Source organism: Paenibacillus sp. FSL R5-0766 (assembly GCF_037971845.1).
Classification (GTDB): domain Bacteria; phylum Bacillota; class Bacilli; order Paenibacillales; family Paenibacillaceae; genus Paenibacillus.
Window position 1 is genome coordinate 3,821,271 of the sequence record NZ_CP150227.1, and the last position, 11,970, is coordinate 3,833,240.

The 11,970-nt window shown below is 44.3% G+C and carries 9 protein-coding genes; 6 read left to right on the plus strand and 3 right to left on the minus strand.

Translation table 11 applies throughout. The annotated features are described in order from the left end of the window. Window positions 1–32 precede the first annotated feature (32 nt). The 3 genes from MKY66_RS16315 to MKY66_RS16325 all read left to right on the plus strand — a co-directional run bounded on the left by MKY66_RS16315 (window position 33) and on the right by MKY66_RS16325 (window position 3,458). Complete coding sequence (locus tag MKY66_RS16315) at window positions 33–1,037, plus strand: tyrosine-protein phosphatase (protein ID WP_076216829.1); 1,005 nt, start codon at window positions 33–35, stop codon at window positions 1,035–1,037. Window positions 1,038–1,193: 156 nt separating this feature from the next. Beyond that, window positions 1,194–1,847: a GntR family transcriptional regulator gene (locus MKY66_RS16320; RefSeq protein WP_047844352.1), complete on the plus strand. Its 654-nt coding sequence runs from the start codon at window positions 1,194–1,196 to the stop codon at window positions 1,845–1,847. A 324-nt stretch (window positions 1,848–2,171) separates the two neighbouring features. Next, window positions 2,172–3,458 (plus strand): diguanylate cyclase, encoded by a 1,287-nt coding sequence (locus MKY66_RS16325; protein WP_076216828.1) that lies wholly within the window; start codon window positions 2,172–2,174, stop codon window positions 3,456–3,458. Window positions 3,459–4,016: 558 nt separating this feature from the next. On the opposite strand, the gene MKY66_RS16330 is transcribed toward MKY66_RS16325, so the two are convergent. Together MKY66_RS16330 and MKY66_RS16335 are read right to left on the minus strand one after the other, a co-directional pair. Beyond that, window positions 4,017–5,327 carry an amidohydrolase family protein gene (locus tag MKY66_RS16330; protein WP_076216827.1) on the minus strand — a complete coding sequence of 437 codons (1,311 nt, stop codon included), beginning with the start codon at window positions 5,325–5,327 and terminating at the stop codon, window positions 4,017–4,019. Between the two features lie 410 nt (window positions 5,328–5,737). Then, window positions 5,738–7,024, minus strand: coding sequence for an IS110 family transposase (locus MKY66_RS16335; protein ID WP_339807180.1), 1,287 nt, complete (start codon window positions 7,022–7,024; stop codon window positions 5,738–5,740). Between the two features lie 281 nt (window positions 7,025–7,305). Between MKY66_RS16335 and MKY66_RS16340 the strand changes: the two genes are divergently transcribed. Beyond that, window positions 7,306–7,734, plus strand: a complete 429-nt coding sequence (locus MKY66_RS16340) for a MarR family transcriptional regulator (protein ID WP_076215171.1) — start codon at window positions 7,306–7,308, stop codon at window positions 7,732–7,734. Between the two features lie 214 nt (window positions 7,735–7,948). On the opposite strand, the gene MKY66_RS16345 is transcribed toward MKY66_RS16340, so the two are convergent. Further along, window positions 7,949–8,206 (minus strand): GlsB/YeaQ/YmgE family stress response membrane protein, encoded by a 258-nt coding sequence (locus tag MKY66_RS16345; RefSeq protein WP_074095306.1) that lies wholly within the window; start codon window positions 8,204–8,206, stop codon window positions 7,949–7,951. 198 nt (window positions 8,207–8,404) lie between these two features. Here MKY66_RS16345 and MKY66_RS16350 point away from each other — a divergent pair, with 198 nt between their 5' ends. Next, window positions 8,405–10,057, plus strand: coding sequence for an extracellular solute-binding protein (locus tag MKY66_RS16350; RefSeq protein WP_076215427.1), 1,653 nt, complete (start codon window positions 8,405–8,407; stop codon window positions 10,055–10,057). Between the two features lie 93 nt (window positions 10,058–10,150). Beyond that, window positions 10,151–11,968 (plus strand): histidine kinase, encoded by a 1,818-nt coding sequence (locus MKY66_RS16355; RefSeq protein ID WP_339805261.1) that lies wholly within the window; start codon window positions 10,151–10,153, stop codon window positions 11,966–11,968. Window positions 11,969–11,970: the final 2 nt, after the last annotated feature.

Genomic DNA, 11,970 nt, shown 5'->3' on the forward strand with positions numbered 1-11,970 from the left:
AACGATGAATATCACTTTGAGGAGGAATATCAATGTCAACATCTAATTCACTTATGAAACAAGGCCCTCAGGTACAGGTAAGGTATAGCGATAATAACGGGATTACGTTAGCCTGGAATATGGAAGAGAACATGGAGGCGGAGGCAGTTTACCATTCTGTTCTACCGGAATTGATTGAATCCAACAGCACACTGCTTGATATACAAATCGACCCGGCAGGAGCAGTATTTACGAGAACGGTGTCTCCAGGCCGAAACTATTATCATGTGAAGTTCACGAATGGGTCGATATCAACCATTAGCGATCGCATGATTTACACCGATGGAGTAATTAATTTCCGTGATATGGGCGGTTATCTCACAGAAGATGGTCGTACGACTCGATGGGGAATGCTGCTGCGGTCTGCTGATCTGCATGAGCTTAGTGAGCAGGACCTGCATACGGCCACTGCGCTCGGTATTGACTGGATTTGTGATCTGCGCAGTGATTTTGAAGTAGCTAGCCGTCCAAGCCCAGCCATTGGCCATGCGATCAACACGAATATTCCCTTTATGGCGGAAGCAAGTCCTGAGGAAATGCAGAAGATCGGACATGATCTGCATGCAGGCTACAAAGCGATGATCTTAAATACGGATAAATGTGCACTTATCCTAAATGAACTATTAAAAGAAGAGCGGGATACCTCCTTGTTCCACTGTGCAGCCGGCAAAGACCGGACCGGAGTCGTATGTGCAGTGATCCTTCTCACGTTGGGTGTGCCGCGAGATGTAGTTATTGAAGACTATGAACTGACGAATCTCGCGGTGGACGGACTCATGCAGCGCTTCCTCTCCGGAAGCAACAAGGATTATCAAAAATACATGGATCAAATGCCTGGATTTAAGGGAGTGATTCCGGAAATGATGAAAGCGGCCTTTATCCAAGCGGCACTTGAAGCAATCGACGAGAACTACGGTTCTTTTGATCAGTATCTTAAAGAGGGACTGGGCATTAGTGACGAGCAAAGGACAGCTCTTCAAAACAAATATCTGATTTAAAAAAATGGAGTCCAGAAACTGGGATACAGTGTCGGACTCCTTCTTGTCTCAGTCTGGTTGCGTAACTTCTCCTAAGACTGGTAATATAGGATGAAATGTGTAGATCGCATTAAAATTCAAATGAAGTCCTCATCAATGAGAGAAAGGGATTATGATATGAACAAAATATCGCTTGTCGATACAGCATACATGATGCTTCGTGAGCGAATGGTTTGCGGTGAATTAATGCCCGAAACCCTGCTTTCAGAGAACGAATTGGCGGAGGAGTATCAAATGAGCCGTACACCAATCCGTCATGCCATTGCTCGCCTTGAATCAGAAGGTTATGTGACTTCCCTCAAGAATCGTGGCGTATTGGTCAAGGATGTAGGCGGTAAAGAATTTCTTGATCTGATTGAACAGATTCAATCCATGCTTTTTTACTCTTTCGAAATGATGAAAAACCCGAACCGAGAGATCTACTTAAATCTTGAATCACTTGCAGCTCATGTTGAGGTCCAGCGGACCGCCGAGAAAAGGAATGACTATGCCTTATACACCGAACATCATTTTCTTTTCATGCGTGAGATCGTTGAATCCTTGAACAATGGCGTAATGCTGAACACATTTGACTCCTTTCGGGATAAACTTTACATGTACTCCATCGTCCGCTTCAAGCGAACTCCGCATATCAAGCACTACAGTGCGATCGGAATTAATCGGGATACGCTGCACGCATTATCCAGTAATGATTATAAGGCAGCTCAAGAGGTTGTGTTATCCCTCATTCCTATAACCAGAGAACGCATGCTTGTTACAGGGCAATTTTAATTTTGAAGTTAGTGGGTGGATTGCTAACGTCAATTCTGCTGAACTAAAAAGCTGCTGCCTTAACGGGCAGCTTATTTTGTAAGGGCGGACGGTATGGATGCCAATCTTTTTAAAACCGTCACACGATTACCCATTATTGTACATATAACAGCCAAAGTCTTTCCTTAATGGATCGGCTTTTTTTATTGGAGGAATTGAGTGATCAGCAGCAGAAGATGTGCGATTGGATAATTTTAGTAATATTAAATGAAAACAAAATTTGCTAAAATATTGTATAGTTATTCTACAAATTTAGCCATTTTAGCGGAGGATTGATCGGGAAGTATGAAAGAGTTTTTGAGCGAGCAGTCCATTGAGGCATTTAGATCAATCATAAATCACAATCCAGATGCCACTTTTATCGTTTCGAACGAAGGAACGATCGTAGAAGTAAATGAAGGGGTTACAGAGTGTTTAGGGTTTCAAAAGAAAGAAATCATGGGTTCATCCTACAAAGATCTCTTTTGTCAACATCAGCTTGATTTGATCAGTCAATATTTTTCGGAAGTCTTAAAGGGTGCATCCTGTCAATATGTTGCCGAAGCCCATCATAAAAATGGAGAAATTGTTTATTTGCAAATTAAGCAAGTTCCTTTGTTTTTTGAAGGTAAGGTAAATGGGATCTTTGGAGTAGCTAAAAACATTACTGAGTACAGGCAGCTGCTTAAGGCATTGAAAGAAAGCGAAGAGCGCTATCGCCTCTTAGCCGATAACTCCCTCGATCTGATCCAGTTGATCAACCTGGATGGCATTGTGGAGTATGCCTCTCCTTCTCATAAAATGGTGCTTGGCTTCGATCCAAAAGAATATATAGGTAAATGGGTATTCTACCAACCAAATGGAGATGTGGACGATAAGTTTCGTACAGTATTTATGAGTATGTTGCTTTTGAGAAAGCCGTTTACCTACGAAATAAAGCGACAGCATGAACAGGGCTATCCTGTATGGCTGGAGATGAAAGGGACACCAATGTTCGACGAGGACGGTGATTTTAAAAACATGATGCTCGTGGGAAGAGAAATTACAGAGCGGAAAAAGTACCAAGTTCAACTGGAACAATTAAGTTATCATGATGCACTTACCGGTGCCCCTAACCGGAGATATCTCAATAAAATGCTCAGCGATGCTTTAAGTGCAGCAACGACAAGCGTTGGCCAGCTAGCCGTCATGTTTGCGGATCTAGACAATTTTAAACAGATTAATGATACATTAGGTCATGATGCGGGGGATGAATTGCTACGGCAATTTGTAAAGCGAGCAGGAGCTTGTCTTCAAGAACACGATGTCCTGGCCAGAATGGGTGGTGACGAATTCGTCTTTGTACTTCCTCATGTCAAATCCTCCTCAGAACTCAGCCTTTTGGCGGAAAACATCTTAGAAACATTGCAGCTCCCTTGGATACTCGACGGGAAGGAGCTCTATACAACTTCAAGCATCGGCATTGCCTTTTATGAAGAAGACGATTCAGTAAAAGAACTGCTTCAAAAAGCAGATGCAGCACTTTATCTTGCCAAAGCGGAAGGCAAAAATACATATCGCATCTACTCATTCCGTGACTTATCAATGCGCTGAAACTGAAAAAATGATATACCTGCTATAACAGCGCTGATTCAATCGAAAGTGATGGCGCTGTTTGTTGTATTCAAATCCTCTACTACGAAAATTGATACAATAAAACCGCTGATGTATCAAGCCAAGGGACCAGGGAACTATAGTAAAAAATGAAACGGACAAATGTAAAAAATAATGAATTTGATGACGTGGTTTGAACTCACTTAGGGAAGGAAACAAAATATGTAGTTGTGCAAATGAGTTTGATGACATAGATTTCTCACCAGGAATTATTGCTTACAATGGACCGGAAATCTTGGATCATGAAGATGGGATAACCCACTGATGGAAAAAAGATGTGTAGACTTGAATAAGTTACATGATTGGTCCAAGAGTGCTCTAAATAGGTAAGGGAAATAATAGTTTCTGGTTACATTAAATCTGAGATGTAGATGGCTCACCTGGGCATCGTTCTAAAAAATTAAGATTTGGAAAAATAGATTAAAGTCGAAGAGGGACTGCATTTTGCACTCCCTCTTCTTAATGATTTTACAATTAGGAAGATATAATCTACTAGTTTTAGCCTAGTTTTTGCGAACCATTGAACCACACGGATTGGATTGACAAGGTATCTGAAATATTAGTGATCGGATCACCGTTTATAAGAATAAGATCAGCACGTGCACCTTCGGTAATCCGGCCACGATCATGTAGTCCAAAGCAACGGGCCGGTTTGGAAGTAGCCGACTGTAGAGCTTCAATCGGAGTGAACCCAGCCTTCACCAGCAGCTGCATTTCGTGGTGAACACTGGCCCCATGAGCAAGGCCACCAAGGTTCGGAACGGGAACCGGTGCGACATCCGTCCCTACAAGAATATCAACTCCGGCACGGTGAAGATCCATCACATTTTTATAGCTGTTCTCCATGTTACCTTGTGGGAATGTATTGAAGCTTGAGTTCAAAATATCGATCCAATCCGGACTTAATTTGGAATGAACTCGTGGATCATTAGCCAATTCCGATGCCGAATTACCAATAATCGATGAATTTAACACCAAGCACGGTGTAACAAAAGCTCCAGAATCAGCTATGGATTTAACCAATTCGGACGTGTACTCGGGTCTGTCGATAAACAAGTGGCCCAAACCGTCGACTCCAAAATCGATGGCTGCTTTCGATGAAAGAGCCGTCAAGACGTGGGCAATGACCAACTTATCGAACTTGTGGGCTTCAGTAACGGCTGTTTTTAGAATCTCGTCACTTAGAACAGGCAGGCCAGGTGCCCCCATAACCGTTCCCTCTTCAATCATGATCTTAATATAATCGGATCCATTCTCCACTTGGGTATGCACATGTTTGATCGCTTCATCAACCGTCGTCACTTGAGGTATTTCGTCGTGATCGTGAGCGTAGGCGGCCAACATTGCTTCCCGGTCTTCCTCCGATAACTTCTCTAGTTCCTTTAATACGAATTCAGGTATTTCATCTCCATCAGGCAGTAATTCATCCGGGTGCCCACCAGGAGCGGTAATCGCTGTCCCAGCAGATCGAACGTCTGCGATGTCATCCACATTTTTTAGCTGAATTTCGCGCCCTCTTTTCGTAAAATCGCCGTTCATTTCGAGTTCTGTTGTAACACCGAATTTTAAGGCATATCGTAATCCGCCAATTGAGGTATGAACATGTGCATCAATGAGACCAGGTATTAATGTCGCATTTTCACCATCGATAATTGTTGCATCGCTCGGGATGTCTCCGCCCACTGAGATAATGGACACCCCTTTAATGACAATATGTCTGGGAGCAATAATTTGATATCCATCAAAGATTCGTACATTTGTAATCGCCGTAATTTTTTCTAACCCAGCATTTTGATTTAATTTCTCCATCATAAATCCTCCCACTATAAAGTAATGTTTTCGCCTGTTTTCTCGTCCATTCGTAGATTTACAACTTCGACATCTTGGCTTGATGGGGGAATATTGGTTCAGAACCAGATTTTGCTGTAATGACCGGTGACGGGAACAGAGCTTGGACTCCATTTTTTATCCAAACTGTGGTCATGCTTATGATCGCACAGTGGATCTCCACATCTCCCTCGGGGTTCACCCTCCCATGTCACGCGGGGTCATTGCCCTTACATTCCTTCGTTCTACCTGCCAAGGGGTGGAGGCCGATTCTTGCTCCTAAACGGGGTCGTTGCCCTTATGGAATGGTATTCTTCGGCTTCTCCGGTGCTTCAATTGTCTCGTTATACATCTGTGAACGAGTCGAGATTTCAGGCTATTGATTCTTTGAACTAAGCTGCAATCTGTTGTAACTGCGCTTGTCGTACAGGACCAAGAACTTCGTTTGCGTTGTACTCTATTTCCTTCGTCCCCAGCGTGTGCAGGACGCGTATCAGTTTGCCGCAGAGCGCGATGAGCGACTGTTTTTTCTTCAGCGGATTTTGACTTCGTGTTGTGAAATACTTGTGAAGGGCCTTGAACTCCTCATTCTTAGCTACCATTGGCATGACGCAACGGAACAATAGAGCTCTTAGTCGAGATCGTCCACGCTTGGTAATGCCAGTTTTACCCTTACGCTTACCAGAACTATTTTCTTTTAGATTCAAGCCCGCCAACCGGATGATTTGTTGCCCGTGGTCGTAATGACTCAGATCGCCAACCTCAGCCAGAAATCCTGCAACGGTAACCGCGCCAACGCCTGGGATATTCAACATCTGCGTCGTTCCCGGTATCTCACTCAAGATATCCATGACCTGTTTCATGGTCGTTTCCACCTGTTTAGAGAAAAGCTCATACTGGTCGAGCAAGCTCAGAAGCTCCAGTCTCGCAGCTCGTAACCCTTCGGTAAGCCCGATGGATATCCCGGCTGTCGCAAAGAGCTTTTCCGCTCTCTTGATACCGACTCCGCGCTTCACTTCCGTTTTCCAGTGTGCGAGAACGCCTCTGGCGCCTGTAGAGACGATCTCTTCCGGTGTCGGAAACTGGCGCATGGTCATCAAGGAAGTTTTGCCTTCCCAATCTTTAAACACGCTCAAATACTCTGGAAAATAGCGGTCGAACCAATTATGCACACGTGCCTTGACTTGGTTTAAACTCACCATAACCTTCTCACGGAAATTCATGAGGATGCGTAGTTCGGCATATTCCATTGCCGGCAATTTGGGCTCCGAGTACTTCCCGTTTCGAATGAGATCTGCAATGACTTTGGCATCCTTATAGTCACTCTTCGTCGGCGAGTTATCCTCAAGTTCCTTGCTCTTGTTTACGTGATGCGGGTTCACAATGACGATCTTGATATCTCGAGCTTCCAGAAAAGCGGCTAGCGGAAACCAGTAGTGCCCGGTAGGCTCGATTCCGAAAACAATGTCCGTTTTCAGATGAACCTCCTGAAGTTCTTTCATCCATGTTACTAGCCTAGTTAACCCTTCCTGATCGTTGTAGAACACGCAGTCTTTTCCTAATTCAATGCCACGGAAATCTACCGCTCTAGCTACGTGAATCTTTTTGGCAATGTCTGCTCCTATGACTAGCGTACCTTCCGTAATTCGCGTAATACGTTGATTCTGTTTCTGTTTCATCTTATACTTCATTTGTGCGCCTCTTTTCGTATGTGGGTATTGTTCTTGTCCGGAACAACGATTCCCAGTATACTAGAGGTGCATTTTTCATTCAAAGCTCAAATTACTTCATTACAGGAATGGCTCCTAATGTGTTTGTGACTGAACACTTCGGAGTATAACTGTTAGATATCTAACAGTCAATAGTCTAATAATTGTTTGACAAGTCAACTGGGATCACTGTATATTTTAGCTACTTACAATTAGATTCCTAACAATTACAGAGGGGACGATGGACGGTCATGCATTCCCGAGAAGATACGCCTTATATGGAATTGTTTCAAATTATCGGTCTTAAGTTAAAGAAAAGAGCGGATGAGAGTATAAAAGAGCTAGGATTAAGTTCTCAACAAGGAAAAGTAATCGATTATATTTATGAGAATCAAGATAATCATATTATTCAAAAGGATCTTGCAGATCGATTTCATCTGCGTGGGGCAAGCATTACAAGCATGCTTCAAGGTCTAGAGCAAAAAGGTTTCATCGAACGGAAAATCCCGGCCAATAATGAACGGCAAAAAAATATTTATGTATTACCAAAAGCGGTTGACTTGATTGAAGACTTTAATAACTCTTTTCAAAAAGTAGAGGATGAAATCGTTCAAGCCCTAAATGACGAGGAGAAGCAAATCTTAAAGAAATTACTGATCAGAATTAATGAACGCATATAACAGCCGGACAGGCAGAGGTGACTGAGGGCATGTGACAAGATCATGTTCCCATTCCCGATTAGAAACCAAAGGAGGCCGCCGATCAACAGGATCGGCGGCTTTATTCGACTAGCGGGTGGAAACTACACTTTGTGAAGAAGATTATGCAACGGTGGCGAAAGAAGCTTTACTTCAATACCCAATCAATTGGGTAAAAACTTGTCGTCTCCGCCTGTTAACGTCTTCGGAACGCTCCACCGCGCGCCAGAGCATAGAAAATCAAGAGAGCAATGATCGACCCGACGATCGCGGGTATGATATGAAATCCACCCACCACCGGCCCCCTTGGTCCCAACAGTTCATACCCTAACCACGATCCAACAAAGCCCGCAATGATATTGCCAAGTACGCCTCCCGGCACGTCCCGTCCAATCAGATTTCCACTTAACCAGCCAATTAGCCCACCGACAATAAGTATCCAGATTAAATACACGAATTGGTCTCCCTTCCATTGATTTATTACAAGTTATGTTTCGTTAGGGGGAATGTTGCGGATCATCTGCGAATCGACCACTAAACCATTTCCATTTTAATCCAAGGGTAGTAAAATCGGTTGTACCACCACTAGTATGAATGCTGGTGCAGATGGGGAAGGAGATGGCCAGTATAGAAAGGAGGCGCTCAGGTGTTTATGTTTCGAAGTCCTTTTATTATAGCCTTATTGATGATGTGTCTGATGTCGGGCTTGTCTGCTTGTTCTGAGTCAGAGCAATCGGAAGATAGGGGTGCTTCGACAAAGGCTGACTTCACGGAGCAGATACAGAGCCTTAATCTGAATCTGGAAGAACCGTCATGGAAGCTGGATACCACCCCCGTGAATCTAACGTGGTTCGTTGGAGCCGAATGGTACGGGCACACTTGGGGTGAGAGCCTGACTTCCAAATATGTCACCCAAAAAACAGGGGTCAATATCGAATTTGAAGTATCCACTGGTGAACCAAGCGAGATGTTATCACGGATGTTGACGACCGGTAGTCTGCCGGATCTGATAACCATCGGTTCCTGGGAGAGTGCGGTTAACAAACTTCGAGAGAGTAATCTCATCTATGCCCTGGATGAGCTAGCCAACAAGTATGATCCTTACTTTTACAAGGTAGCAGGTGATGGTGCTCTACAATGGTATCGGCAAGAAGACGGCCATACCTATGTCATTCCCAATGATGCGTACAGTCCCGAACAGATGCGTTCAACCGGCTTGACGGGAGCGAACCAAACCTTTCTCGTACGTAAAGATCTGTATGAGTCGATGGGCAAACCGGACCTTACCACACCGAAAGGTTTTCTACATGCATTGCAACTGCTGAAGAATCAATATTCTGTTTATAAAGGCCAGCTGATCAGTCCGTTTTGGGCACAGGGGAATGCATCCTATGGGATGACCGAATATTTGCAGAATCTGCTTGCGATCCCCCATGAACAGAACGGTAAAGTATACGACCGAATGACAGATCCGGATTATATGGAGTGGCTGAAAACATTTCGTATCGCTTACGAGCAGGGCCTGATTAATGTTGATTTTCTGGTCGACTCCAGTGCACAGGTGCAGGAAAGAACCAACCATGCCCAATATTTTATGATGATTCGGGAATGGACAGACATATCGGACCTCAATTCGAAATTGGAAGTCCTTACGAATCAGAGTTCATACTATATTGCTGTAGATGGACCCCGGAGCAGCAGGGGAGAAACAGCGAAACTGTTTCCCGGCAGCATGGATGGCTGGATGGTTACGATGATTAGCAGATCCACGGAAAACCCTGAACGGGCCATCCGATTTTTGACCTATCTGGCCAGCGAAGAAGGCCAAAGGGATTTATTTTTGGGCAAAGAAGGTGAAACCTGGGCGATGAAGAACGGCAAACCGCAGTTGACGGCGGCAATGGTTCAGTTGCATGACACGGATAGGGAGCGGCTGGAAAAGGAATATGGCATTATGGATACCTACTGGATGCTGCGAAACCCTGCTTACGTTAACAAGTGGAGACCAGAGAATGCCCAGTCCATTAAGCAAATGGAGAAGTTCGCCAACCAACAGGCCGATCTGGACAGCGGCATCTATAAGGGACTAGATCCTATAGGGGATTCCGATATCGCGTTAGCCTGGTCACGTATTTCTCAGAATTGGGAAGAAGTGCTGCCAGAACTGATTACAGCGAAGGATGAAGTTGCCTTTGACAAAATTTTTGAAAATTTTCTGATACGTCGTGTGAACTACGGCTTTAACCAGGTGATGGAATATCGCCAGGCTGAACTGGAACTGCGGAAAACCAAGATAGCCAGATAACCATTCCCTACTACATTGTTAACGATCAGCTAACTAGTAATATATGGTATAACAAAGGTGGTGAATATCAGAATGAAATACCTGCTAACGAGATTGAGGAAGCTTTATCGCAATGCCCGTATATCCCAAAAGCTGTTTCTGGCATTTAGCCTGATGATTGCCATACCTGTTATTTTGATATCCTTTGTGTATATCCGCATGCAAGAAACCCAGCTATATAAGGACGCTATGGCAACGGGCAACAGCCACGTTTCATGGCTGAATGAACAATTGCGCAGAAGAATGGATATGATTGAGAACGTTTCCAATACAGCCCTTACTCAAAAGTCATTTGTAGATTTTATTCATTCCAATATGCTTGTGGATGGACTGCGTCTGGTGAAGTTTAAGCAAAACCAGTTTGAGCAAATGCTTAATATCATTCAAAGCAATGCGATGATCAGTGAACTTAGCTTTTACGTCGATAATCCAAACTTGTATGAAATCTGGCCTGAAATCTATCATTATAAGAAATTTTGGCCGCAGGATTATTGGGTAAAGCTTCGGGACGAAGGTGGTGCGGCTTACCGTTTATTTTCTTTTAGAGATGGTGAACACACTTTATCCTACTATCGTCTGGTTCGCCTTCAAGGGCAGGAACAAAAGCGCCCTAGTATTATGGAAGTGAGAGTCCCGCACAGCATGTTTTTCAGCGACCTGCTCCAGGAGAGCAAGGGGGACTTCTTTTCGGTGTTGATGAACGCAAGCGATCCTCCCCAATATGTTTACAATCCCCAACATGAGTTTTCTGAGAAATACGGGCAGGGGATGGAGGAGATCCTTGGCAGTATTCATCGCCAGCTGGATATATTGCCGCAGGAAAGCCCGCTTCAGGTTAAGGTGGGAGATCAGAGCTTCTATGCATTGTATCGATACATCGCTCCGTTGAACACTTATGTGGTCGAGATTGCTTCCCATCAGGCATTGATGAAGGGGCCGCGCAGTTGGTATGCATTTGTGGTAACGATTACATTATGTGTTTTGCTGCTCATTATGTTACTCGTATCCCAAACGACGCGGCGTATTTTCCGGCGGTTGGACAGCGTACTGGTATCCATGCGTCAGGTAGGGAAAGGCGAGCTGGATGCAATGATTGATATAGGCCTTGATGAGAACGAAAGAGGGGATGAAATCGATGAGGTGGCGGTGAATTACAATAAAATGTTACATGAGGTCAAACGTCTAATGACACAGGTCGTGGATAAGCAGTTAATTGCCAAAAACGCACAGTTGCACTCCCTGCATTCGCAGATTAATTCTCATTTTTTATATAACGCCCTGGAATCGATCCGTATGGAGGCAGAGGTACAGAGGCAGCCTGCTATAGCCAATTCATTGGTGTCGTTGGGCTCCCAGCTACGTTACAGCATGCAGTGGCGCAGCGATACCGTCGCTTTTCGTGAGGAGCTTGCCAATATCCAAAGTTATATTGAATTTATCAACTTTATGGAAGGCGGCAGTATCGTTATGACGGCGGATCTTCCTCAGGAGATACTTCGCTACGCCATTCCCAAGATGTGTATGCAGCCTATCGTTGAAAATGTAGTTCATCACGGGGCACCTTCAGGCGGCAGGGTAACTATAGAGATTACCTTTTCTGTGGAGAATGACAGTCTGCTTTTCATTAACATAAGAGATGACGGAAAGGGGTTAGAGCCTGAGATGTTACACCGTCTTCAGGCATTACTGCGGAGCGAATCGGATACACCGATGGTTACTAGCAGGAGCGGACTTGGTTTGGAAAACGTGAATAAGCGATTGCAGCTTCATTATGGCAAGAATTGCGGTCTTTGGATTGATAGTGTGCAAGGTGCATATACCTGCGTAACGATACGCTTGCCTTGGGAAAATGTAAATCTTGGAGGGTGGTAGAG